Below are 23,994 nucleotides of genomic sequence, written 5' to 3' on the forward strand. Positions count from 1 at the left end.
CCTGCACTGAGAAACTCAGGCAGGGCCATATATCGTGTTAATCGATATAGAGTGTTTTAACCCCGGTTGAGATTTCAGTATCAGAACCCGGTAAACGATAAGTGATGTTGACATCTACGCTATTTGTCGCGCTATCGGTATGGTCCATGAATTGCGCATTTCCTGCCCAGTTTCCATCTTGGTCGTACTGGCTGATATAGTCAAAGCATATCGAGTGGTAGTAACCATTTGGTTGAGCAGAGCGCATGTTTAGGTATATGTTGGAATCTAGCTGCTCATTGTCAGCAAGCGCGTATAAATAAACGTTAGAGTAGCCATGATAGCGCTGGTCGGTTGTGTATTTTACACCATTGGTTGTAACCGCACTGATATGTGCGTCACTAAGCATTACGTCTTTTGGTGCAATGATACACAGTTGGTACGAGGCTGCATCACTGTTTGTACCACTTTGCTCGCCTGCCGTGTTCTTCGGTGTGATTAGTGCACCGCCGCTGCGATAGTTCATGTTGTCTGCTTTGAACTGAGACTCATCGAACTCAAATGGGGTATCGATTGAAAATTGAACTGAACGGTTGACGTAACCTTGAGAGTTCGCTTCTTTTCGAGTGATGTTATCCAGCTCATAACGGTATGTATAACCCGCTTCAAGTGGTGCGGCCGGGGCAATAGAGAGCTTGGTATCGTTGAATGACAGCGCACGGTTTAACTCAACAGATTGGTTAGCACGCTGTATAGAGGTGGTTCCCGCAGCGACATCGTCACTGTCAGAATCATTGCCTTTTACAACGGTGATTACACCCTGCTTGTATAACCGGGCAGAGTCTTGCTTTAGTGAAACAGGGGCATTAAAGTAGTAAGTTAAGCCGTGTGTCTCTTCAACTTCGTCTTCTGTAGATTCAATGATCTCAAGTCCCAGATAAGGTGCTGAAACCTGCTCTACAAGTGGTATGGTGATAGCTAACGTGTTGTTGCTTAATTCAGAATTATACAGGCCTTCCTGGTGGTTTTGGCTGTGATGTCGGCTTATTTGAAAAGTATCATCATGATCACGATAAATACCAATGTTGTCGGCCTTATACGTGCGCCCATTTACTGTGAATTCATGCGTGATGAATTGCAGCTCGCCGTAGTATCTAGCTGATAAGGTATAATGGCCTTGTGCTTCATTAAACGTAAAGTTGCTGTCACCTTTATCATTGTTGATGGCAAATACAGTATCAGGATAAAGCTGCTCACCTGATGCGCCGACAAAGTTAACCATTAAATCGTACTCATTGATGCTTTCAACAGTCGCATGTAGCGTATTGTGTCGTTCAGCATCAAAGTGGTGCAGGTTCGCGATACCATTACTTGAGTGAATTTCGTAGTCTGATTTATAAATGGTGTATTCGTCATTGCCATCGTTGTCGACGTCTACATCAATCGCCAGTTTGAAATCAATGCCTTGAGGCACGATAAGCTCATACTGGTTTGTTTCAGTGCTATAGGTTGCATCAACCTTGTTTTTCTCCAGCATATGTGCCAATTCATATCGCGCACTGGTATAAGTGTTAAAACTCAATTCCGGCTCAGCCGTAATTTGCAAATCGGAAATGGCTTCAAAAGTGTTCCGATTGAGAATGCTAAAGGTAACGGTATGCGGTTTGGATACAGTCAGTGTTTGCACAGCGCTGACTACTTCAGTACGGTCACCGGCACTGCGTGTTGCATGGTCGAACAGCTGAGTAACAATCGCGTTGCTCGGGCTGCTTACTTTGAGCAAAATATTGCTGTACTGAGGGACTTTAGGAATTGAGTAGCTGCCATCTTCGGCAACGTCGACAGGCTCGTGCCATGTGCCATCATAGTATGCGGTCACTTGCACATCAGATAAGTCAACACCGTCAACGGCGGCGACAATACCGCCCTTCAGAATAAATGGTGTTTCAAGCGCTTTGTCTTTTGCGGCCTGAGCTTCACTTTGTTTTTTGTTTTCATCAAGCTGGCTTTGCAAAATTTGATTTTGCTGCTCAAGTTTATTGACCAGTTCATCATTGTTATTGTTATCTTCTACTTCAAGACATCCGCTTAGAGCAAAACACGTCGCTAAACCAATTGCAATTTTTGAATACTTAAACATCCATATGTCCTATTTATACTATTTTGATTACTAAAGTGTCCCGATCTCGGGTTGGCGGGATTAAATCATATTCGAGCGGAGAAATCTTCTTTCGGTAACATTAAATGACAATATTATGAACTGATTTCATTTTATTATCATCAAGTTAAAGTTATGGTAGCGTTTTATGTTTATATTTATTTTAATGTTCAGAATATAGTATGGTTGTTTAGATAATAAGCAGACTTGTGTAGTACGAAACTACGGCGTGCTTTGGCGTAAATTAGAGAAGAGATTTTTGCGTTGGTGTAATGGCAATCCGCTGAATTGACTCCGCACTCATGCGGATTGCTCTGTTTTGATGTTAGTCTTCGGTAATTTGGGAGCCCGCGATATAAGTACCAGCCTGAATTTTATGATAGATGGTATCGGCAATTTCCTGAGCATCCTCACGCTCAGATCGTGACATGCTCTTCTCATCCAATCTACGACTGGTTGTTGCCGGGCGATAGCCGTTATATTCGGCGAGCGTATTCCAGATGTATGAGCGTTGGATGTTTTTCTCTCCACCGAGACCCTGATAATAAAGCAACGCAAGATTGAACATCGCCAGCGTATAGTTGTTGGCGGCGGCGCGCTCGTACCAGAACCTTGCCCCGCTGTAATCTTGGGTCACACCATCGCCATTGGCATACATCACGCCCAGGTTAAATTGCGCGGCAGGTAAGTTCTTTTTCGCAGCCGACATAAATAGGTCAACTGCTTTTTGTTTATCGATTTTTACGCCCAGGCCTTGATCGTACATAACGGCCAGTGAAAACATCGCGTCGGCACTGCCCAGCTTGACGGCCTGTTGCATCAGCTCAGCCGCTTTATATGGGTTTCTGGGTACGCCATATCCACCCTCATACATTCTGGCCAGCTCGTAGATACCCGGCGCGTACCCCATATCAGCCAGATATCTGAATTCTTTCAGGGCGACATCAAATTGTCCGGCATTTGCTGCTGCAATACCTTCTTCAAGCCCGGCTTGCGCAGCGGGTGTGTTGGCAAGCAGACCCGCAAAGGCCAGTGCGTAAGTAAGTTTTTGCCACATGTGCGTTCTCCTTCAAAACCGACGTTGTGTATCACCAGATCTAAGTGCTGAGTATAGCACTGCGACGCTATTCTGGTTTTGGATTGTAACTTCGCCAAATGACTAGTATAAGCGATTGAAGAGAAATAAAAAAAGCCCTTTCGGGCTTTTCTGATACATATCAACCGTCACTGATATGAGCAATGTAGCAAGTAAATGAGTACGTTTGCCAACCCCTCCTGTGAAAAGTAGCTGGCATATCAACGTTAATGAAGCCGGAAACGGAGAATTGAGCAACGAGGTGTTTTTGACTTCATTGAGAATGATTATCACTAACGCTGTGCGTGATGTCAATAGTAAATGATAATTAATTGCGTTTGCGGGCCTTTATAACTTTTAGCTTTTGCTTGTCATCAAAGTATCTTTTCTTTTTTTCTGTAGAGTCAGTATATTGGGATGAGTGAAAATTGTTCAGGGAGCATTTTATGCAACAGCAATATACAGAATTGAAACGAAACGTGAGTCTGTTGGGTGAGTTGTTGGGCACTACCATAGCCCACTCACAGGGGCCAGAGGTACTCGAAAAAGTGGAGTTGATCCGCCACCTTGCTAAATCATCCCGCAGTGGCGACGTGCAGGCCAGAGAGACGCTAATAGAAACACTGCAGTCTTTACCTGATGAAGAGCTGCTGCCGGTGTGTCGTGCATTCAGTCACTTTCTTAACCTTGCCAACGTCGCTGAGCAGCAGCACACAATTTCCGATTCAGGTTGTCCGCAAGGTCCGTTCGATACCCTGCAAACCACTTTGTCTGAGATCACCAAGAAAGTGAGTCTGGGCGACACAGATCAACACAAGGTCGCCCAGGTTATCGAAAACCTGTCTATCGAGTTGGTACTCACGGCGCATCCCACCGAAGTGACTCGTCGTACACTAATCAGCAAGCATGTTGAGTTGAGCGATTGTTTATCTGAGCTTGGAGCATGTCTGGATAATAGTCTGTGTCGCAATGAGGTCATTGCACGAATTGAGCAGTTGATCTGCCAGGCTTGGCACACCAATGAAATCAGAAATAAGCGGCCAACGCCGCTGGAAGAAGCGAAGTGGGGATTTGCGGTTATAGAGAATAGCCTGTGGGATGCGGTGCCTAAATTTACCCGAACACTCACTCAGCTTGCGCAAGGGCAGCTTGGCATCACGCTCCCTGAAGACTATGCCCCTGTTAGCCTGGCTTCCTGGATGGGGGGAGATAGGGACGGTAATCCTAATGTGACTGCTGAGGTAACCCAGAGCGTGTTAGACCATGGCCGCTGGATGGCGCTGGACTTGTATTATCGTGACTTAGATGTGCTTAGCTCCGAGTTGTCGATGGCGCCTGCCAATGAGGCGCTCAAAGCGCTGACCGGGGACCACCCCGAACCTTATCGCGCACTCCTCAAGCAGCTTAAAGCTGATATCAATGAAACAATCTTGTTTTTAGAGCATAAGATTAAGTCCCGGCCCAGTTCATACCAGGATAAGATCCGTTCAACCGCACAACTGATGGAGCCCTTAAGTGCATGTTATTCTTCACTCACTGAGTGTGGCATGGAAGTGGTTGCCAATGGCATGTTGCTGGATGTGATACACAGGCTCAGGTGTTTTGGGGTACAGCTGTGTAAACTGGATATTCGTCAGGATTCAGGACGCCACAGCGACGTATTGTCTGAAGTGACTCGCTATTTGGGACTGGGAGATTACGCCCAATGGTCTGAACAGGATAAACAAGCGTTTTTACTCTCGGAGCTATCGTCGCGACGGCCCTTGCTGCCCAAACACTGGCAACCCAGCGAAGAAGTGCAGGAGGTGCTGGATACGTTTTCTGTTATTGCCGCACAGGATAGAGCCGCGCTGGGGATTTATATCATTTCAATGGCCAGAGAAGCATCGGACGTGTTGGCGGTAGAGCTGTTGCTACAAGAAAGTGGTTGTCCGTTCAAGCTGCCTGTCGCACCGCTGTTTGAAACACTCGATGACCTTAATCACGCACAACAGGTTATGCAGCAGCTATTTGACTCCAGTTGGTATAAAGGACACGTGGGTCAGCAACAGTATGTCATGATTGGCTATTCTGATTCCGCTAAAGATGCTGGCATGATGGCTGCGGGCTGGGCACAGTATCTCGCCATGGAGCAGCTCATTGAAGTAGGAGATAAATATCAGGTTGAGATGCACCTTTTCCATGGCCGTGGTGGCACCATAGGGCGGGGTGGAGCACCGGCGGCGCAGGCGCTGCGTTCTCAGCCTCCCGGTTCTTTGAGTCACGGGTTAAGGGTCACAGAGCAAGGCGAGATGATCCGCTTTAAATTTGGCCTGACACCGGTTGCTATCCAAAGCCTGTCATTGTATGCCAGTGCAATTATCGAGAATAATCTTTATCCGCCTCCGCAACCTAAAGCGGACTGGCGTGCAGCTATGGCGCTGTTGAGTGAGCACTCGTGCAAACAGTACCGGGATTTTGTTCGCGGCAATGCCGACTTCGTATCCTATTTCAGGGCCGCAACGCCAGAAATTGAGCTGGCGAAGCTTCCTTTGGGTTCTCGTCCGGCTAAGCGTAAGCCGCAGGGCGGCATTGAGAGTCTCAGAGCGATCCCCTGGATCTTTGCCTGGAGTCAGAATCGCCTAATGCTTCCGGCATGGCTGGGTGCACTAGCAGGTATTCAGAGTGTCGTGAAGACCTATGGTGAGGAATTGCTGGGCGAGATGAGTGAACAGTGGCCGTTTTTCAGAACGCGTCTGGAAATGCTGGAAATGGTGTTTTGTAAAACCGATTTGTGGTTGAGCGAATACTATGATGCGCGTTTGGTGCCCGATGACTTACAACCTCTGGGTGAATCCCTGCGCAGTGAATTAAAAGAAGCGACCCAATTTATTAAAAAGTATGCGCCAAAGGGATCTTTGCTGTCTGCACAGCCTTGGATCCGCGAATCAATCGAGCTGCGCAATCCTTATACCGATCCACTAAATGTACTACAAGTAGAGTTGCTTAAACGGACCCGAGAGAAAGCCAACCATGAACTCGATAGCGCATTGATGATCACTATGATGGGTATTGCAGCAGGGATAAGAAATACGGGTTAATTTTATTTGCTGCAATAGCGAGTTTATTCTGCAATAACAAAAACCAATCCTTATGGGTTGGTTTTTTTATTTTATCTGGTTTTTTATGGTTGGTTTGTTGACATCAATTCTTAATTAACTAGAATCCCCTGCTACCTTGTAAATGCGCTTCACGTTAATTAAAGCAATAGTCAGAGGCTGAAATGTCAACGCTTTCAACCAGTATCACTTATGATGAAACCACCACCCTGATCATGATGACCCTCAGAGGCAAAGCAGGAGTGGATGATGTTGTTAATGCCTATAAGGCGGCTAACAACTATGCCAGCAAACACCAAAGTAGTAAGTTACTGGTAGATGTGTCTGAGCTGGAACACAGATTTGCAGCAATTGACGTGGTTAATATCATGCCTAAAGTTGCTCACCATGTTAAAAACATGAAGATTGCTCGGGTCGTGGGGATTGAAGGCTTTATGCATGATTTATTCCTTCAAAAGGTGCAGCGTTTTGGTATTCATGCCGAGAACTTTGAGTGCTTCAAAAGTGCCAAGGAATGGTTGAGTAAAAGCTGATTCAGGCGTAAACTGGTCTGCCATGAAACAAGCGCAAAACAGCGCTGTGCAGGCCTTTACCTGCGCGAATAATAACGATATATGGTAGATACTGACAACAAGCTAAACTCTTCCGTACTGGAAGTATGTAAAACCGCCAAAGGCGTATTAAACCTCGATCTTCAAAATCACATTCAAACCATACTCGGTTGTAGTAAAGCACAGTTAGGGCAAGCGCTACTGCCATATGCTGCCAGCTTTGCTCAGGCACCTATTTCCTCATTTCTGGTCGGCGCTGTGGCATATGATAAGCATAGCGACCAGTATTTTTTGGGCGCTAATCTGGAGTTTTCACACCAGGCGCTGTCTTTGGTAGTGCACGCCGAACAGGCCGCTATCAACAATGCCTGGTTAAATGGGGCTAAGGAAATTACCAGCCTGGATATTACCGCTGCACCTTGTGGCTACTGCCGCCAGTTTATGAATGAACTGAGTAACGCCAGGCAACTTAAGATCACACTGCCAAGCGGTGAAACCTCATTATCTCAGCTGCTACCGGGAGACTTTGGCCCGAAAGATTTGGGTAATCAGGAGTCACTGTTCAACAGTGCACCGGTCAGTATTGCAAATGCGCACGGGCTATCCAGTGAGCTTATCAGTCACTTGACCCAGGTCTATGCGCCTTATACAAACAATATTGCCGCTGCTGAGCTGGTAATGACTGATGGCACGCGCTTTTATGGCCGCTACGTTGAGAATGCGGCGTATAGCCCAAGCTTGTCGCCCATGCAAAGTGCTCTCAGTCAGCTAGCCATGAGTGGCCAGATATTGGCTGAGGCGAAAATTGAGCGAGCCACGTTGGTGGAAACAAAAGGAAGAGAGAATCAGCGCGCGGTCACAGAGGCGGTGATAAGCAGCTTTAACGAGGCGCTAGAGCTGCAATATTATCAGATAGACACAAAGCAGGCTTAAGCCTGCTTTGTTTTTTCCAGTACCAGCTCTGCGGCTTTGATAACCACAGACACTGCATTTTTTTCAACCAGCTGATGATCGACGTTCGGAATTTCCTGACGAGTGCGGTTTACCAGTACGCCTGCAACACACGCCGCTTTTAAGCCAAGTGCCGCACACATAGTGAACAGCGTTGCTGATTCCATCTCATAGTTCATAACATTGAGCTTTTGCCATTCTTCACAAGAGCCCTGAAATGCTTTTGGCACGTAGCCGGAGAAAGTGTCGTAGCGCTCCTGGCCCGGATAGAAGGTGTCGCTTGAAGCGGTAATACCGGTATGATAGGTAACACCCAAGTGATCACACGCCTCGACCATAGCTGCGGTGCAATGGAAATCTGAAACCGCCGGGTAGGCCAGTGGCGCAAAATGCTGGCTGGCACCGTCAAGGCGCACAGACGCTGTGCTGACCAGAATATCACCTTCGTTAATATGTGGCTGGATAGCACCAGTTGTGCCGATGCGCAGGAAAGTATTTACACCAAGTTGAGCCAGCTCTTCTACAGCAATAGAGGTAGATGGGCCGCCAATACCGGTTGAGCAAATGACAATGGATTGGCCTTTGATATCGCCAAGATAGACGTGAAATTCACGTGTCTGTGCTAAACATTTAGGGTTATCGAGTTGTGAAGCAATACGCTCTGAACGTTTAGGGTCGCCAGGTACGATAGCCAGTGTTGCACCGTTTAGATCTGCTTTCGAAAGACCCAGGTGAAATACCTTTTCCATAAATAAACCTTGTATAGTTCTAAAGCCCAATGGTCAGTTTTACCTGCATTTAAGTACAGGACGAATGTCCTTATACTGGCCTTTGAGCGTTACAATTATGTTTTTCAATCGAGAATAATATCAAGATCAAAGAAAAACCCGTCGTATTAAGTGTAATGGGCCCTGAAACAAAGGGTTGTCAATTAATTACCGCTAAGATAGGGGGAATTAAAGAGGCCAAATGTAACGCCTGAAGCCATTCAAATTAACCGATTGCTTGCAACATTGTCGACTGTCTTCTAAACCTTAATAAGGAGAAGCAAATGGGGAATACCTACTATGCCTGCAACACAATCGATAGACAAGCACACCGAGTTTGCCCGCTGTTTTGAAAGCAACAAGTTAAGCCCCTTTGTGGCGTTTCATTGGCTCGCACTCGCATTTAAAGACATCGCCAGAGCACCTTTACTGAGTCTGATATATGGACTGGTTTTTACAACGATCCCGGCAGCCATAATGTGGCTCGCATTTGAAGTGGAGACTCACCTGGTCATTTTGCCCGCGGCTGTTGCGTTTGCGTTAATAGGGCCCGCGTTTGCTGCCGGTTTGTATGATGTCGCCTGGGAACTTGAAAAGGGCCACAAACCGACGTTGAGCCATAGTTTGAAATCTATGTTCAGAAACCCGGCGGGGGAGTGGGGTTTTGCCATTTTGCTAATGGTGATTATGATTGTCTGGATGAGGTTAGCCGCTCTGATCCATGCACTGTATCCGAATGTACCCAACCCAAACTTTGAGCAGCTGTCGGCATTTTTAGGGCTCGGCACGCTAGTTGGTGGCATATTGGTTGTCACTGTGTTTGCCATTTCGGCGTTTACACCTCAGATCATGATGGAACGACGTGTCGATATTATGACTGCGGTGGTGTCCTCCATTCATGCTGTGAAATCTAACGCTGCGGCCATGATTGTGTGGGGCGTAACCATAGGTGTGCTGGTGATTGTAGGTTTCTTAACTGGTACGGCCGGATTTATTGTGATTATGCCATTACTAGCCTACGCAAGTTGGCACGGTTACATCGCGACAATTAAGACTAAAAAGCCGAGAAAATACGAATAAGCAAACACTTAGCCTGCATATTCAACCGCCCTTGCTGCGCTTGGCAGTAGCAGGGCGGTTGACTTATCTCCCAGCCATGTTATACCAACTTCAGAAAAGTATATTTTAATATTTTAAAGTCCACACTATCTTCTTAACCATTTGAAAATAAACGGTTAGTTTGATTTGTTCGCGAGTTTTACTCAAAGCTTGAGGTTGGCTTACCCAAATAGCAGTACAGATCTGACAATAAATTTATAAGTAGCGGTGTGGCATGTTTATGCAGTTGACTGAGGAGGTCTCAATGAGTGATAGCAAAGCAAAATTTCATCAGAAAATAGAAAACTGTCTGTGTCCGCCGGGCGATGGTGTATTTACCGTCAACACAGCAAAGGAAAGAAAAGCGGCGCTACGTGAAAAGCTGTATGGACAGACAGAAAACGTTGAACCTCTTTGGAAAGCATCATTAAACACATTAGGTGACAGTGAACACAAGGCGGCTATTTTAGGGATCAGCTCTGATTGTGGTGGCGGGATCCTAAGAGGTGCTAATTGGGGGCCATTATTTCTTCGCTCGACTTTGTTGACTGAGCAACCACAAGTCAGTGCGTTTGACTTAGGTGATGTGCGCGTTATTCCTCACTTACTTCACGATAAGTATTTAAACGAGGGAACGATCAGCAACTGTCAGAAGGCACTTTACCAGGATGAAAACAGTGAGTATCACGTTTCTCCACTGTCTATCACTGAAGATGTATGCGACGGCTTTTATGCTCATTATCCAGAAAAAGGTATCTTTGGTATCGGTGGCGACCATTCAATCAGCTACCCGCTTACTAAAGCCTATCTGAAGGCGAAACGCGAGCAAGGTAAGCGCACGGCTATCATTCATTTCGATGCACATACCGATCTGCTGGTTGAGCGTTTAGGTATTGATCTGTGTTTTGGTTCCTGGTGTACGCATATTCTGGAGTTTCTGCCAGCACCCCACCACCTGATCCAGTTCGGGATCCGTTCAAGCGGTAAGAGTAAGCAACATTGGGAGTCAACGTTTGGTGTTAAGCAACACTGGGCGAATGAAATTCGTGAACAAGGTGCCGACGTCATCGTTGAGCAGGTCATCAAGCAGCTTAAAGAAGACAAAGTTGATGAGCTTTATGTGAGCTTCGACATTGATGCGCTGGATGAAGAGTTTGCAGCTGCAACTGGTACGCCTGAGTCTGGTGGTATGACACCGGATGAGGCAATGAAAATTCTGACTGCGCTAAGTAAGGAGTTCCCTATCACCGGTGCTGATATGATGGAGATTGCGCCATTTACGGATAGCTCTTTGGCAGGCCAGTCTAGCTCTGAAACAACGCTGCGTGAAGGGGCTAAGCTATCAGCCTTCCTGATTGATGCCATGAACAAAGGCTAAAACAATCACCAGAAAGAAGGCGTTGGCCTTCTTTCTTGTTTTATGTCACCTGTTTTTCCTAACTCCTCGAAAATTTAACTCTCCTTTGTATTCACAGTATTGGAATATTTTCCTATATTAAAAATTGCAGTCTGAATAATTCATGAATAATTCATAAGGAGCGATGCTTGGTACGCTGGTTTGTTTACGCGTGGCTTATGCTGGGTAACGCAGGTGCATATGCCTATACACTCACTCTGGTTACCGAGAATTTCGCACACTTTCAGTATGTGAACGGAGAGGGGGAGCTGGTGGGTCATGCTGCAGAGAAGGTGACAGCTGTGCTCAAAGAAGCACAGCTTGATTATCGGTTGAGTATTGATAATTGGAGCACGTCTTATAATAGCGCTAAGCGAGACCCAAATACGTGTATATTTTCTATCGCTAAGAGCGAACAACGTAATGCGTTATTCTCATGGGTGTTTCCCATCGGCGCTTTTACAACCTCATTTTATGCGCTCAAGACCGCAAACATTCGCATCGACTCTCTGGAGCAAGCCAGGCAGTATAAGATTGCAGTGATCCGTGACAACTTTAGCCACCAATACCTGAAGAGCCAGGGGTTCGTAGAAGGTCAGCAACTGCTTTTGATCCAGTCTTTTGATAAGGTATTTCAGCTACTGGCTACACGCAGAAATATCGTTGACTTGGTGATATTAAGCGATGCTCAGTTCGAGCATAAGAGCAAAAGTGAACCCTTGAGCCACGAGCTTGAGCCGGTGATGAGGATTGAAACTATGAGTACTCAGCTCTATTTTGCCTGCAACAAAAAAGTGCCTGCGCAGATCATCCAGCGTATTCAGGCTGCTTACCAACGGCTGTACTAAGGCTTTTTAATCTCCGGCCAGCTAAAACCATGGAATGTGTCCAGATAGAGCTGCTCTACTTTTTCTCTTGCCCAGGGGGTTTTACGGAGAAACTTGAGGCTCGATTTGACTGACGGATCCTTCTTGAAACAATTGATATTGACCGCTTCAGCCATGGCTTCCCACCCGAGTTGCTCAACCAGGCGCTCAACTATGTCCTGGAGCTTTATACCATGTAACGGGTTATTAGGTTGTGATTCGCTCATACTGCTTATGTTCGTTCATTAAAAGTCACTAGTGTACCCTGATTTTACCTTTCATTTCTACTCTGACGGGGTCGCCGTTTTTATCGAGCTTCAGCCACATCAGTGGGCTCTGTGGTTGATTTTGATATCGGTATGAACAGACATAGAGCTTATCAGCCTGTTTGATGACAGACCCTTCCGAGTACCTTAAGTCCTGATACCAACATACGCTTTGAAGTTGTTCAAGGTAGAGATTGGTTTCGTTACCAAAGGCTGTCCCTTTGAGTGGAATCAATAAAATTGTAAATAAAAAGCAAATTAGCTTATTTTTCATGGCATAACTCCGAGTTCCAGCTAAATTTAAGGGGGAAAGCTAATGTACTATACACCTTAGCTATTGGTAATGTGCTGGCAAGGCTTTTTTGGCTGGCCAGTGGCGGTAAATTATGCAGAAGTTGGGCCTGTTTTACGGTCTCAGGAGGGAATATGGCATTTGATGAAAAACTAATGGCTGAGCTGGAGTTGCTGGTGAAGTTTCCACGTAGCAGTTTGCATCAGGGGATAAAAATACACAAAAATGCAGATCAGGATATTTTGTCGGCGGCAGAGCGCTTGTATGCCAAGGGCGTGATTGACCAACCCGACGGGGGATACTTAACCGATTTGGGGCACGATCTACTGGTGCATCTGGACCAGGTGCACAGTGCACTTAAATAGTGCGAGAGGAGAGTAGGAGCGCGTTTAAAGCGCTCCTGACTTTATTATTATTTGGGCGCGTCCGGTTGATTTTCCGGCGCAGCATCTGAAAACGCTGCCAGCGTGTTGCAGTGTTCATGAATACGCGCAATTTTTGGAAACTCGCTCATATCTACTTTAAAGCGCAAGGCATTATAGACCTGAGGAACCAGGCAAACGTCAGCAAGCGTTGGCTTATCACAAAAGCAAAACGCACTGTTGTCATCCAGCATTGCTTCCAGTTTTTTAAACCCTTCAATTACCCAATGGCGATACCAGGTGTTCTTTTGCTCATCGGTCACAGCCAGTTCGTTGCTTAGGTATTTCAATACTCTGAGGTTATCAATTGGGTGAATATCACAAGCTATGGCATAGCAAAAGTTGCGGATCTGTGCTTTTTCCCAGGGATCTGCAGGCAGTAGGGGAGTTGCTTGGTAAGTTTCCTCGAGCCATTCTAATATGGCTAAAGACTGTGCCAGTACGCCCTGGTCCGTTTCCAGAGCGGGGAGCAGACCTTGGCCGTTTTTACTCAGGTAATCAGCCCCTTGTTGTTCAGATTTTAGCAGGTTGACGGGCACAAGCTGATGATCCAGTGCCTTTAGGTTGAGTGCTATCCGCACACGGTACGCGGCAGAGGAGCGAAAATAAGTATACAGTTTCATGGTTGATCCTTTTGTTCACGACGCAGGTTAAGTTTTTATATTATACCAATTTGCTTAATTAAGTGTTCTATTTTGAGGCGAGAAAATATAGTCGATAACACCGCTCTCGCGTCCTGCTATCGCTGAGGCACCTACATCCATATAGGCGAGGCAAAAATTTTGCTATTTAGTTGTTCTAAATGAGAAATTTTTAACGCCGTTAGCGTCATATTTGCTCCGTCAAATTGAACAGGTATTAAGTGAAATTGGTATTAGTAGTTTCGTATTCGAGGTGAATTAGACACGATGAAAAGCGGGCATATCAGCCCGCTTTGTTTTCTGTGTCCGTTATCTATTAATTAGGCACCCTTGTAATACTTTTTGACGCCTTTCCAGCAATCAAGATAATTTGGCTGGCGCTCTTTGCCTTCCAGGGCATACTTGGTCGGAGAAATGACATAACGCGATTCGAACATAAAGGCCAATGTATTTTCATAACGTTGTGGCTCTAATTCCGCATTCGATGCCTTTTCAAATACGTCTGCTTCTGGGCCATGTGGCGACATGCAGTTATGTAAACTCATACCGCCAGGTACAAAACCATGCTCCTTCGCATCGTAAACACCTTCAATCAGACCCATAAACTCGCTCATGATATTGCGGTGGTAGTAAGGTGGGCGGAACGTATCTTCTGCAACCATCCAGCGTGGTGGGAAGATTACAAAGTCGACGTTGGCAACACCCGGTGTACCGGACGGCGAAGTCAGTACCGTGAAAATCGACGGATCCGGGTGATCAAAGCTTACTGTATTCATCACATTAAAGCGGGCCAGATCATATTTATAAGGTGCACTGTTACCTGTCCAGGCAACCACATCGAGTGGAGAATGTCCGATATCACAACGGAACAAATTACCGTTGAACTTGGCAACCAGTTCAAAGTCACCTTCCAGATCTTCAAACGCCGCTACCGGATAAAGAAAATCGCGTTCGTTGGTATAGCCATTTGCACCAACTGGGCCGCGCTCAGGAAGAATGTAAGGGTTACCATAGTTTTCGCAAATATAACCTCGTACCTGCTCACTCAGTAACTCGACGCGGAACTTAATACCACGCGGGATCACTGCGATTTCACCGGGCTTAATGGCCAGCTTGCCGCACTCAGTGTGTAGCACTAATTCACCCATCTGAGGAACAAATAGTAGTTCACCGTCCGCATTGTAAAAGTAACGGCCTTCCATTGAGGCATTCGCAACATAGACGTGGATCCCGATACCGGCCTGACCGTTGGCGCTACCATTTGCGGCCATAGTGATTAAGCCATCGATAAAGTCAGTCTTTTCAGCGGGTACTTCTACCGGGTTCCAGCGCAGCATAGTGGGCGGGGTCGGTACTTCAGTGATAGGCGCTGTACGTAGCAGACCATTGTCCATTACCTGATAATCACCCTGTACCACCGACGGACGGATACGGTAAAACCAGTTTCTGCGATTCTCAGCGCGCGGGGCCGTGAAAGCCGTTGTATTATATTGCTCCGCGTATAGGTCATATTTTACTTTTTGTGGTGAAAACTGGCCGACGGGTAGGGCGCCAGGCAGGGCTTCGGTTTCAAATTCATTACCAAAACCACTCATGTACTCGAATTCTGCACTCATTTTGCATAGACTCCGTTGATGTTTTTTGTAAAGATACTCTCATGTGAGAGTATTTTCAATCTTTGACTCATATTTATGTGTAAATTTTTATATACAGAAATGGAGCTGGTGTACCCGGAGCTTGATAATGGCGTTTGATATTAATGAATTTCTTCCCTACCGCATGGTGAGACTGGCGAATGCCATGAGTGAGGCCTTTTCTGAGGTGTATGAGCGCGCCGGGCTGACCATACCTCAGTGGCGAGTGTTGGTACATCTGGCTCAACATCCGGGGGCAACCGCCAAGCAGTTGTGTGACCTGGCGAGCATGGATAAATCAACCGTGTCACGGGCCATCAAACAACTACAGCAACAGGACATGCTGGTTGCTAAGCAAAGTGAGACCGATAAGCGGGCGACTGAAATGTCATTAACGTTACAAGGGAAGGCTTTGTTTGATGCGCTAACGCCGCAGGCGCTTTACTGGGAAAGTAAGCTGCTGAGTGAGCTGAATTCTGATGAGAAGCAAGCGTTACTGGCGATGATGGAAAAACTGGAGGGTCACTTTCTTTCTAGATAGTTCATTCCTTACAGCCTTGAATAATCAGAGTATGAGAATAAAAAAAGGTCAACCGAAGTTGACCTTTGAGTTTATCTAATTACGTGTTTTAGATATTAGAAAGTGTACTTAACGCCTACACGCATTTCCCAAAGAGACGCATCTTTTTGGATTGTCGGTGCGATAGCGCCATCGTTGAAGTTAGAGTAAACGTACTTGCCGTCAACCAGCTTAGCGTCAACAACACGGTTACCTACGAAGCCACCTTTGTACATTGTGCCCCAGTCATCGTTAAGTAGGTTTGTCAGGTTATCAATGACGAAGAATACTTCACCTTTGTGACCTTCCATGAAACCAGGTAGTTCCTGAGTCACTTTGAAGTCAACCTTAGTCATCCACTTAGCGTTCTGTGAGTTACGGCTAAGAATAGTGCCACGCTCCAGACCTTCAGCAGCGATGAAGTCGTTGAACTCTTTCAGCTCTTCAGCAGTCATGTCGTACTCAACGTTAGGATCGTTTTCCATTGGAACGTACAGCAGCTGTCGACCGTCAGATGAGTTGCTATCGCCCCAGATGCCATCACTTTCATTGAATGTGAAGCTGTACGGCTGACCTTCACTGATTTGGCCGAATAAGTTGAACTTAGTTGCATAACCATCGAAGAACTCGTGCTTATAGCCTAACTGCAACGTAAAGCGGTGTGGTACTTCATAATCAGAAGTTGCCAGCTCTGGGCTCCAAGGGTTAGTTAGCGCGATGTTGCCATAGTTAGAAGACGCCGTTGAGCTAGTCATTGGTGTAATGTCTTTAGCGTCTGTGTAAGCATACGACAGGGTGAAGTTAATACCGTTTTCGTAGCGTTTTGCAACAGACAATGACATTACGTGTGACTCACCATCTGGACCTGAAACGTTTGTCAGTAAATAGTCACGTCCGCGAGGGTTGTTAGGGTCACGTTCAACCATGATAGGGCGGCCATCAAAGGTTGTTTCGTCAGAAAGTTTGTAACCAATGTGACGGACGATTGCTGAGTCTTTTTTCTCAGTGTACAACCAGTCAGCACTGATGACGTACTCGTTTTCTGTGGTATACGTTGCACCTAGAGAAATCTTCCATTCAGAAGGAATTTTGAAGTTAGGCGCAGTTGCGTCTACAGAACCTTTACCATCTGCTACTTTCGTTGCAGCAACTTTGTCGAATAGCTCTTTAGGTACGTCAAAACCAGGTGTGCCGCCGTCAAAGTTAGTCATTTCGTTGGCGAATAAATCGTAATAACCTATGCCTCTCTCATCATTCTTTCTGTGGCTGGTAAATACCTGTGTTGCACCATCACTAGAGTATGAGTTTGACAACCAAACATTCGGGTTACCACCAGAGTACAGGCCGATACCACCACGTACTTCTAGTGCATCATCAACATACCAGTTGAAACCTACACGCGGCTGTACAAGGTCAACACCGTCCATGTTAGTGGTGTTAGAGAAGCCGTAAATGCTCTCGTAATGTGCATTTGGAGTTGGTGTGTCGTCACTGGTATATCTGTCGTAACGAAGACCATAAGTTAACGTAGCATCGATATCAGAGAAGCTATACTCGTCCTGAATGTAGAATGTGTGCTGCTGGTAAGAGAAGTTAGCTGCTACATCATTCGGATCATTGGTTTCTGCTGCGTTGTTATAGTAAACCTGCTGAGCCAAGCCTTTTTCGAAGTTTTCGATAGAGTCGAAACGGAATTCACCCTGTACATGCTGCATGAACAAGTTGAATACGTTCAGGTCTTCATACTCATAACCTGCAGTAATAGTGTGTTGGTCAAGGTAATATGTACCTGCCAGTTTTACTGTGAAGTTATCCCAGTCAAGGTCATTCGCCTGACGAGAGTCATCTGGACCGATGTAAACTTTACCACCGTCAGCGGCAGTTACCTGGAATTCACCAAAACCACTTGCTGCATCCAGTGACTGTTGACGTGCGTCAAGGTCTGCTTTACCAACACGAATTTCGGTTGAGAATTCGTCATTCCAGTCTGAATAGATTGAAGTTACGATTGAGGTAAATTCTGCACCACGCTCATAGAAGTGGTTGCTCAGAGACAGCTCACGGCTACCAGAATCAGACTGAGAAAGTGCAAAACCATCGTTGTAGTTGTAAACAATGTTTGCACGGTGTGAGTCGTTGATGTTCCAGTCAAGTTTTACCAGTAGCTTTTCATCTTCAACTGGCATACTTGGTACCATAGTACCTGGGTCGTAGTTATAAACATTTTTAGTGATGTCGATAATACGATTCAAGTCAGCCTGGCTTACTGTTGTATCAAGTGCGCCGTAGCTAAACTGCTGAACACCTTCAAGCTTTTCATAAGATGTGAAAAGGAAAAGCTTGTCTTTTAGAATTGGCAAACCAACGTTGAAACCATAACGTTTCTCATCGTAATCGCCATTATCGTACTCTTTGTCTTTAGACTTATCACCCTTCATTGAATCGCTGGTGTAGTCGTAGAATACGCCGCCGTGGATTTCATTTGAACCAGTCTTAGTTACGGCGTTGATGTTACAAGACGTGAAACCACCGTATTGAACGTCGAAAGGTGCCAGCTCTACAGCAACTTGCTCGATTGAGTCAAAAGAGAATGGTGCGCGAATTGTTGGGTAACCATTTGCATTAAGACCGAAGTTGTCGTTCATGCGAACGCCGTCTAGTGTCAACGCGTTAAAGCGAGGGTTACCACCACCACACTGGATAGCACCGCGGCTTTCATCAACGTATACACGTGGATCTGCACGAACGATGTCTTTCAGGTCGCGGTTGATAGCAGGTGCTTCTTGTAAATCTTCAAGTGTGAACGTTGCAGCAGGACCTGTGCCACCGGCCATTTGGCTGATCGGACGCCCAGTTACAACGATTTGCTCCATGCTTGATTGTGGCTGAAGTTGTACGTTTACAGGGTAGTCTGAGCCCAGAGATAGGTAAACGTTTTCCAGCAGCTGATCTTCATATTTGTTTGAATCAACGATAATTTGGTAAGGACCACCAACGCGCAGACCCTTGGCACTGAAGTAACCCGCATCGTTTACACTTGTGACTTTAGTTGAGCCAGTCGGTAAGTGCATGATCGTGATAGTTGTACCTACGGCAGGGTTGCCGTTAGGGCCAACAATCTGACCTTTTACAGATGAAGATGTTTCGTTAGCGAATGCAGCACCACTAGCACCAATGCCTGCAATAACTGCAAGCGATAGAGCCGTTTTGCGTAGTTGCGTTTTCATTATGTTGTTTCCCGTGTTATAGGTTTATTAAATAATCATCCCCAAGATCACTTGGCTGCTTTTAAAGCAGTGTCAAGTGGCCTTGAATTTTTGTCAAAAATTTGGTTGAGCAATCCTGCCAGTCTAATCCCACCATGAAGTAGTCGAGATTTAACAACAGGGGTGTACCTGTAAATATACTCCCAACTCATGTCAGTTTCATTGCTGTCATAAATCTTTTCAGCTATTTGATTTGATTCTAAAAGCCAGTCGGCAGGGCGGCTGTTTAACATCTGAGCTATCTTCTGTTTGTCGCGGGTAAGAATAAAGTCACTGAACTCGCGATAGGATAAAGACTGGTGCTCAATAAGTTTTGTATCGAATACGGAATGCAGATTAGTTTCTTCTTTAAAGAAGGAAACCTTAATTAAATTACCACCGCGGTCTTCGCTGCGCCCTGCGTGAAATGGTTGATGAGCGTCGCCGACCAAATGAACCAGGAACTTTAAAGCAAACTGCTTGTCTTCTTTAATGGCTTTGGGGTTTTGTAATGTAGAAACTGAATAGTTAATCCCGTCCAGGATGTGTGACACCTGGTGTTTGTGTTCAACAGCGTGATTGTCGTGCTGTGCCATTTTGCTGGGATCTTCGATATTGATGTAGTGCCACTTGCCAGATTGTTTTTTCCAGAAGTCATCAGGGCTGGATCGCATTTCGTCTGCCCAGGTAGACACTTCGGCCAGTGAATCTTCAGCTAACAGGGCTTTTACTGCTTTTTCTGCTGCTGGGGTGAGGTGTTGTTGGGCTATTTCACCAACCACTCTGTGACCATTCATACCCCAAGACCAGGCGCTGGTGCTTATAAGCAGTGCAGACAACGCTAAACCCTTTAAAGAAGCTCGTAACATCAAAATCTCTCATTACCCAAACTGGGTATTGTTTACACGTTTGGAATGCGGCCAATTGTCCGGATTTTTCAGAAAAAGAAAAGGACTCAATGAGATTCATAATTTCTTGTTAATAAAGTAGCAAAAACATAGGTTTATAACTTTTTAGTAAGTTTACCTATTGCAATAAGTAAGAAAAATTGATCTAATATAGGGGCGCGCAACCTAAGAAATACGATGTTTTGAAAAATAATCACTCTCTAAGCAATAAAACAACTATTGTTACAGTTTTGTTTCTCTCAGTCTGGTGCTGTTGGTTACTTGCCAGTAACCTCACTGGTAAGCCTGTTGGCGAGCTGCCAAAGCTGGTCGAAAGTAGCGTCTCCTGTAAGACACGTTCAACCAGTAATATGGCTGTTTTCAGGGTTCATGTTCCGGTCGAGTCATTGGCTCGCAGACTCGCGCCTGCACTGTGCGGCGACGATGTGGTTGCAAAGCAGTACGGGCAAGTGGAAGTGCGTTATAGTGGTGAGTTAGCTGAACAAATCGACTATATCGCAAAGGGACTCGCTGATCTGATATTGTCGAAAGACAATGTCATGGCAGCGCTAAAAGCTCAGTCAACCTACAACTACATGCCAGTCGTGGGCTATCCGACCTATACCGCCTTTTTTATCTCAACTCGCGAAAAGCCAAGATTAGACAAAGCCTATTTTTTGGATAAAAAAATTGGTTTGCTGGATTATCCCACCAGTCGCTCTGGCCACATCATACCCAAGCAAATGTTTAAACGGCTTGACTTAGATATGCGTGTACTGGATATCCAATACGTCAGCTCTCATCAGGTGCTCAGAGAAAAACTCTCATCCGGTGAGCTGGACATTATTGCAACTTATTGGCAAGAGAGTGATGAAAGTCGCTTCTCGGCCAATTACATAACCCCTATTGGTGAAAACATCAGCGGCAGCCGCTGGTATATGAAAATGGACGTAGACAACACTGACCTGGCCTGCGCGTTACAGCAGCAATTGCAGCAAGTCGCAAAAAATAACGGCTCAAGTTATTTCGATGAACTTGATTTGTACTGGCAATGTAATGAATTACCTGTTTATTTTTTAGGAGAAACGGATGAGTCGTAAAACGGGTATACTTGCATTTATTGTTTACAGTGTCATTTTCTTGCTCATATTTACCATTGCACATGAGCAGGCGATCCGACATACCATTGCACAAGACTTGGACAGCATTAAACTCAGAGTCGCGCTGGATAAGAATCGTCTTCCCATTGCTGACCCAGCCCTGAATTACGCAGGGGATGCGACACGCGTTCAGGCATATATAGATCTGCTAAACGACAATTTGCAGAAGAAGACCAGCAGGATCCGAATTGTTAATATCTCCACCAGTAATGGAGACATCTCGGCGGACCAGCTGCTGTTATCCGGCCCGGAGGGCACTACAGTAATAGGCTATCGGGCTAATACCAGCCACAACCAATGGCTGTATATCATCCCCTTATTAATTGCTTTGCTAAACCTGGCGTTTTATAAATCGGTTTCCAGAAAAAGAGAGCAGGCAAAACGACAAACTGCCACAACAATGGCCACAAAGCCTCAACCTCAGCACTTGGTTATTGACCTGTACTCCAAAACATTGTGCCTGAGTGGTGATAAAACGTGTCAGGTTCAGCTGGCGAATAAACCACTGTGTTTCTATCTCGCGTTACTCGAGTTTTGCTTGCAAAATCCACAAGCCTTATTGAATCAAAATAAAGACGTGCCCGAGGAGTTACTGGATATTGCTGATAAATATTTTCATCGCTTAGTTGCACTCGGCCACACCATCAGAAAGCGCCCCAACTTCTCCAATAGTCTGGAGAAGACGCTGAGTGAGATCCGCGCAGCTCTGGATGAATTGCTGACGCATCAGCCCGACTTGAAAATAAAGCTCTATCCCCCAAAAGCGCACGGGGAAGGGTCACGCTCTAAGTTGCACAGCTATGGGCTAAAAGCACTGGGTGTGGATGACGTTGAAGTAATAGGGAAGTAAAGACAGTGGCGGTGCATACCTTGTGTACCGCCACTGAGAAAGTGTTTACAGTGCTGAACGCTTGATAGGTGAGTGTCGTTCAATGTAGTCTTTGAGAACCTGAGCATCTGTACTATCGGTTGCTGTGAAACCGGGTAAATCCGTTAGTACCGGGTAACCGTCTCCGCCTGCCGCATTGTAACTATTAATACTCATGCGATAGGTTTTACCCGGCTCAACAGGCTTGCCCTGAATTTTCAGGTTTGTTAACTTGTCTCCCTGAATATCAAACTCAATACCGTGATACTGCAAGTAAGCGCCTGAATCCGGCGGGAAACGACTGGCCACAGACAGGTAGTCAATCAGCTGCTCACCACGCCAGTCGATATAGGTAATGCGATTTCTGAAGGGATGCACTTTCAGAATATCCTTGTAGCTCACTTCTCCTGCCTTAATACTGGCACGGATCCCGCCACCACTGATAAGGCCAAAGTCGGCGCCAACCGCGGCCATTTGCGCTTTGATCACTAAGTCACCCAGCGGACTTTGTTTGAAACGCACGGTGTTTCTGCGGCCATCCAAAAAGGCGTCGACTTCGCCAACGGCGCCAGAAATTTTGCTTTCACCGGCTTTTTGATAAGGAGCGAGGAAGGCCTTTATTTCCGGGTCATGTTCGATATAGTTGGTTGCCCATTGCCCTTGCTCATCTTTGAGGTTAACGGGTAATAATTCGTAGCTTTGTAGCGTTTTTTTGCCTTGTGAAATTTCAAAAACGGCTTTACCTACGTATTTGCCCCACTCATGTGCCTGCATGATCCAGATGCCGTTTTGCTGGTCTGGTTGACAGGCTTTGCCTGGCACATATGCGCTGTCTTCTTTGCCGTTTTCATCAATACAGACAGGTTCTTGCGAGTGGCCTCCGATGATCATATCCAGAGTGCCGGCCGGGACATTGCGCGCAAGCGTGACATCACCCGGTGCGTTAATACCAAAAGCGGCATCATGATAATGGCCCATGTGAGTGACTGCAATTGTGACGTCCGGGCTATATTTCGCTTTGATTTGCTCGGATAGTTGCGCCGTGACGGGGGCTGGGTCAACGAAATCCAAGCCGCCAACAAACTCCGGATTAGCGATTTTCACCGTATCAACTGTGGTCAAGCCGATGATGGCAATTTTCAGCCCTTGCTTTTCGATGACAGTATACGGCTGATAGGCGGGCTCGCCATTGTGCTTATGTAAAATGTTGGCAGACAGCAGCGGAAAGTTGGACCAGCCAATTTGTTTATCCAGCACATCCAGCGGGTTGTCAAACTCGTGGTTGCCGATCGCCATGGCGTCATAGCCAAGCATGCTCATGCCCTTAAAATCTGGTTCAGCATGTTGTAGGTCAGATTCTGGTACGCCGGTATTGATGTCGCCTCCGGAGAGCAATACCACACTGTGGCCTTTGGCGTGAGCTTGTGCTCTAAGTTTGTCCAGCAAGGTTTTCCTTGCTGCCATACCATACTCACCGTCTTCATTGTGCCAGAAACGACCATGATGGTCATTGGTGTGCAGCACAGTCAGATAGCGGGTTGTGTTGTCGGCGGCTTGGGTTGTTGATTGTTGTGTAGAGTAGCACGCTGTCAGCGACAGCGCTAAAAGAGAAGGTATGATAAAGCGCATAAGTTTACTTCAATGGGGACGAACTATACGCTGTAGTTTAAACTAAAAAGTCATAGTAAACCTAGCTCATTATTGAACTTTTGATTTCATTCTTGAGTCACAAACTGCGTTGTGTCTGCGGGTGAGCTCGTCTTTGGCCAGCGCCTGTTTAGCATGGCCCGTTGCGACCATCCAGTTTAAAAAGCTTGCGGGAAGTTTGCAGTAGGGTTCGCCACTGTGCAGCCCGAAATCGCAGATCGGTTGATTAATGTCCATTGTTAGCCCCTGATGATCTGTGTTTATGATTATATTTCGCCCCCAATGTTATCAAATGGATAAACATTTGTGATAAAAAATTCTTTTAAATTTCCTTCTTATTATTACTAATGGGAATAAGAACAACGCTGAGGAAAGATTACACGTTGATCGCAAATAGCGCAGGTTGCACCGTAAGTCACTAAAATGCTTGATGG

21 protein-coding genes are annotated in these 23,994 nt (G+C 46.0%); 10 read left to right on the forward strand and 11 right to left on the reverse strand.

Annotated elements, in window-relative coordinates; translation table 11 throughout:
* Nucleotides 1–37 precede the first annotated feature (37 nt).
* Nucleotides 38–2,119, reverse strand: coding sequence for a hypothetical protein (locus tag L1285_RS00315; protein ID WP_235410500.1), 2,082 nt, complete (start codon nt 2,117–2,119; stop codon nt 38–40).
* A gap of 343 nt (nt 2,120–2,462) precedes the next feature.
* Nucleotides 2,463–3,194 (reverse strand): tetratricopeptide repeat protein, encoded by a 732-nt coding sequence (locus L1285_RS00320; protein ID WP_235410501.1) that lies wholly within the window; start codon nt 3,192–3,194, stop codon nt 2,463–2,465.
* A gap of 464 nt (nt 3,195–3,658) precedes the next feature.
* Between L1285_RS00320 and ppc the strand changes: the two genes are divergently transcribed.
* From ppc to cdd, 3 genes are all read left to right on the forward strand, one after another.
* The gene (ppc, locus tag L1285_RS00325) at nt 3,659–6,292 is read left to right on the forward strand and encodes a phosphoenolpyruvate carboxylase (protein ID WP_235410502.1); all 2,634 of its coding nucleotides are present in this window, start codon (nt 3,659–3,661) and stop codon (nt 6,290–6,292) included.
* 182 nt (nt 6,293–6,474) lie between these two features.
* Entirely contained in the window at nt 6,475–6,843 is a 369-nt protein-coding gene (locus L1285_RS00330; protein ID WP_046003436.1) for a hypothetical protein, read from the forward strand.
* An 81-nt stretch (nt 6,844–6,924) separates the two neighbouring features.
* A complete protein-coding gene (gene cdd / locus L1285_RS00335; protein WP_235410503.1) occupies nt 6,925–7,794 on the forward strand; it encodes a cytidine deaminase in 870 nt (289 codons plus the stop codon).
* Here the strand turns inward: cdd and udp are convergent.
* Nucleotides 7,791–8,561, reverse strand: a complete 771-nt coding sequence (gene udp, locus L1285_RS00340) for a uridine phosphorylase (RefSeq protein WP_235410504.1) — start codon at nt 8,559–8,561, stop codon at nt 7,791–7,793. The two genes, cdd and udp, sit on opposite strands and share 4 nt — an antisense overlap.
* Nucleotides 8,562–8,879: 318 nt before the next feature.
* Here udp and L1285_RS00345 point away from each other — a divergent pair, with 318 nt between their 5' ends.
* From L1285_RS00345 to L1285_RS00355, 3 genes are all read left to right on the forward strand, one after another.
* A complete protein-coding gene (locus tag L1285_RS00345; protein WP_235410505.1) occupies nt 8,880–9,659 on the forward strand; it encodes a DUF2189 domain-containing protein in 780 nt (259 codons plus the stop codon).
* A 283-nt stretch (nt 9,660–9,942) separates the two neighbouring features.
* The gene (locus L1285_RS00350; protein WP_235410506.1) at nt 9,943–11,055 is read left to right on the forward strand and encodes an arginase family protein; all 1,113 of its coding nucleotides are present in this window, start codon (nt 9,943–9,945) and stop codon (nt 11,053–11,055) included.
* A 167-nt stretch (nt 11,056–11,222) separates the two neighbouring features.
* Nucleotides 11,223–11,921: a substrate-binding periplasmic protein gene (locus L1285_RS00355; protein ID WP_235410507.1), complete on the forward strand. Its 699-nt coding sequence runs from the start codon at nt 11,223–11,225 to the stop codon at nt 11,919–11,921.
* On the opposite strand, the gene L1285_RS00360 is transcribed toward L1285_RS00355, so the two are convergent.
* Together L1285_RS00360 and L1285_RS00365 are read right to left on the reverse strand one after the other, a co-directional pair.
* Complete coding sequence (locus tag L1285_RS00360; RefSeq protein WP_046003441.1) at nt 11,918–12,166, reverse strand: VF530 family DNA-binding protein; 249 nt, start codon at nt 12,164–12,166, stop codon at nt 11,918–11,920. The two genes, L1285_RS00355 and L1285_RS00360, sit on opposite strands and share 4 nt — an antisense overlap.
* Before the next feature lie 28 nt (nt 12,167–12,194).
* Nucleotides 12,195–12,479: a DUF1496 domain-containing protein gene (locus tag L1285_RS00365; RefSeq protein WP_235410508.1), complete on the reverse strand. Its 285-nt coding sequence runs from the start codon at nt 12,477–12,479 to the stop codon at nt 12,195–12,197.
* A gap of 152 nt (nt 12,480–12,631) precedes the next feature.
* On the opposite strand from L1285_RS00365, the gene L1285_RS00370 reads away from it, so the two are divergent.
* Entirely contained in the window at nt 12,632–12,862 is a 231-nt protein-coding gene (locus L1285_RS00370) for a TIGR02647 family protein (protein ID WP_010381049.1), read from the forward strand.
* Between the two features lie 47 nt (nt 12,863–12,909).
* On the opposite strand, the gene maiA is transcribed toward L1285_RS00370, so the two are convergent.
* Both maiA and hmgA read right to left on the reverse strand, forming a co-directional pair.
* Complete coding sequence (gene maiA / locus L1285_RS00375; RefSeq protein ID WP_235410509.1) at nt 12,910–13,542, reverse strand: maleylacetoacetate isomerase; 633 nt, start codon at nt 13,540–13,542, stop codon at nt 12,910–12,912.
* Nucleotides 13,543–13,880: 338 nt separating this feature from the next.
* On the reverse strand, nt 13,881–15,176 hold the full coding sequence (hmgA, locus tag L1285_RS00380) for a homogentisate 1,2-dioxygenase (RefSeq protein ID WP_235410510.1): 1,296 nt from the start codon (nt 15,174–15,176) through the stop codon (nt 13,881–13,883).
* 127 nt (nt 15,177–15,303) lie between these two features.
* On the opposite strand from hmgA, the gene L1285_RS00385 reads away from it, so the two are divergent.
* Nucleotides 15,304–15,735: a MarR family winged helix-turn-helix transcriptional regulator gene (locus tag L1285_RS00385; RefSeq protein ID WP_235410511.1), complete on the forward strand. Its 432-nt coding sequence runs from the start codon at nt 15,304–15,306 to the stop codon at nt 15,733–15,735.
* A gap of 95 nt (nt 15,736–15,830) precedes the next feature.
* On the opposite strand, the gene L1285_RS00390 is transcribed toward L1285_RS00385, so the two are convergent.
* Both L1285_RS00390 and L1285_RS00395 read right to left on the reverse strand, forming a co-directional pair.
* Nucleotides 15,831–18,980: a TonB-dependent receptor gene (locus L1285_RS00390; RefSeq protein ID WP_235410512.1), complete on the reverse strand. Its 3,150-nt coding sequence runs from the start codon at nt 18,978–18,980 to the stop codon at nt 15,831–15,833.
* A 47-nt stretch (nt 18,981–19,027) separates the two neighbouring features.
* Complete coding sequence (locus L1285_RS00395; protein WP_235410513.1) at nt 19,028–19,867, reverse strand: S1/P1 nuclease; 840 nt, start codon at nt 19,865–19,867, stop codon at nt 19,028–19,030.
* 269 nt (nt 19,868–20,136) lie between these two features.
* Here L1285_RS00395 and L1285_RS00400 point away from each other — a divergent pair, with 269 nt between their 5' ends.
* Together L1285_RS00400 and L1285_RS00405 are read left to right on the forward strand one after the other, a co-directional pair.
* Nucleotides 20,137–20,985 (forward strand): PhnD/SsuA/transferrin family substrate-binding protein, encoded by an 849-nt coding sequence (locus tag L1285_RS00400; RefSeq protein ID WP_328284973.1) that lies wholly within the window; start codon nt 20,137–20,139, stop codon nt 20,983–20,985.
* The gene (locus L1285_RS00405; RefSeq protein WP_235410515.1) at nt 20,975–21,895 is read left to right on the forward strand and encodes a hypothetical protein; all 921 of its coding nucleotides are present in this window, start codon (nt 20,975–20,977) and stop codon (nt 21,893–21,895) included. The genes L1285_RS00400 and L1285_RS00405 overlap by 11 nt, the downstream gene beginning before the upstream one ends.
* Before the next feature lie 45 nt (nt 21,896–21,940).
* Here the strand turns inward: L1285_RS00405 and ushA are convergent, their stop codons facing one another.
* Both ushA and L1285_RS00415 read right to left on the reverse strand, forming a co-directional pair.
* Nucleotides 21,941–23,542 carry a bifunctional UDP-sugar hydrolase/5'-nucleotidase UshA gene (gene ushA, locus L1285_RS00410; protein ID WP_235410516.1) on the reverse strand — a complete coding sequence of 534 codons (1,602 nt, stop codon included), beginning with the start codon at nt 23,540–23,542 and terminating at the stop codon, nt 21,941–21,943.
* Between the two features lie 69 nt (nt 23,543–23,611).
* Nucleotides 23,612–23,797, reverse strand: coding sequence for a hypothetical protein (locus tag L1285_RS00415; protein WP_046004275.1), 186 nt, complete (start codon nt 23,795–23,797; stop codon nt 23,612–23,614).
* Between the last annotated feature and the right edge of the window lie 197 nt (nt 23,798–23,994).

Origin of the sequence: Pseudoalteromonas sp. DL2-H2.2, from assembly GCF_021532535.1 — a bacterium.
Classification (GTDB): domain Bacteria; phylum Pseudomonadota; class Gammaproteobacteria; order Enterobacterales; family Alteromonadaceae; genus Pseudoalteromonas; species Pseudoalteromonas rubra_A.

Bases quoted from the DNA above. Each gene is read 5' to 3' on its own strand.
- L1285_RS00415 (WP_046004275.1), bottom strand. From the start codon at position 23,797: ATGGACATTAATCAACCGATCTGCGATTTCGGGCTGCACAGTGGCGAA.
- L1285_RS00320 (WP_235410501.1), bottom strand. From the start codon at position 3,194: ATGTGGCAAAAACTTACTTACGCACTGGCCTTTGCGGGTCTGCTTGCC.
- L1285_RS00330 (WP_046003436.1), top strand. From the start codon at position 6,475: ATGTCAACGCTTTCAACCAGTATCACTTATGATGAAACCACCACCCTG.
- L1285_RS00390 (WP_235410512.1), bottom strand. From the start codon at position 18,980: ATGAAAACGCAACTACGCAAAACGGCTCTATCGCTTGCAGTTATTGCA.
- hmgA (WP_235410510.1), bottom strand. From the start codon at position 15,176: ATGAGTGCAGAATTCGAGTACATGAGTGGTTTTGGTAATGAATTTGAA.
- udp (WP_235410504.1), bottom strand. From the start codon at position 8,561: ATGGAAAAGGTATTTCACCTGGGTCTTTCGAAAGCAGATCTAAACGGT.
- cdd (WP_235410503.1), top strand. From the start codon at position 6,925: ATGGTAGATACTGACAACAAGCTAAACTCTTCCGTACTGGAAGTATGT.
- L1285_RS00315 (WP_235410500.1), bottom strand. From the start codon at position 2,119: ATGTTTAAGTATTCAAAAATTGCAATTGGTTTAGCGACGTGTTTTGCT.
- L1285_RS00405 (WP_235410515.1), top strand. From the start codon at position 20,975: ATGAGTCGTAAAACGGGTATACTTGCATTTATTGTTTACAGTGTCATT.
- L1285_RS00345 (WP_235410505.1), top strand. From the start codon at position 8,880: ATGCCTGCAACACAATCGATAGACAAGCACACCGAGTTTGCCCGCTGT.
- L1285_RS00360 (WP_046003441.1), bottom strand. From the start codon at position 12,166: ATGAGCGAATCACAACCTAATAACCCGTTACATGGTATAAAGCTCCAG.
- L1285_RS00370 (WP_010381049.1), top strand. From the start codon at position 12,632: ATGGCATTTGATGAAAAACTAATGGCTGAGCTGGAGTTGCTGGTGAAG.
- L1285_RS00385 (WP_235410511.1), top strand. From the start codon at position 15,304: ATGGCGTTTGATATTAATGAATTTCTTCCCTACCGCATGGTGAGACTG.
- L1285_RS00365 (WP_235410508.1), bottom strand. From the start codon at position 12,479: ATGAAAAATAAGCTAATTTGCTTTTTATTTACAATTTTATTGATTCCA.
- ushA (WP_235410516.1), bottom strand. From the start codon at position 23,542: ATGCGCTTTATCATACCTTCTCTTTTAGCGCTGTCGCTGACAGCGTGC.
- ppc (WP_235410502.1), top strand. From the start codon at position 3,659: ATGCAACAGCAATATACAGAATTGAAACGAAACGTGAGTCTGTTGGGT.
- L1285_RS00395 (WP_235410513.1), bottom strand. From the start codon at position 19,867: ATGTTACGAGCTTCTTTAAAGGGTTTAGCGTTGTCTGCACTGCTTATA.
- L1285_RS00350 (WP_235410506.1), top strand. From the start codon at position 9,943: ATGAGTGATAGCAAAGCAAAATTTCATCAGAAAATAGAAAACTGTCTG.
- maiA (WP_235410509.1), bottom strand. From the start codon at position 13,542: ATGAAACTGTATACTTATTTTCGCTCCTCTGCCGCGTACCGTGTGCGG.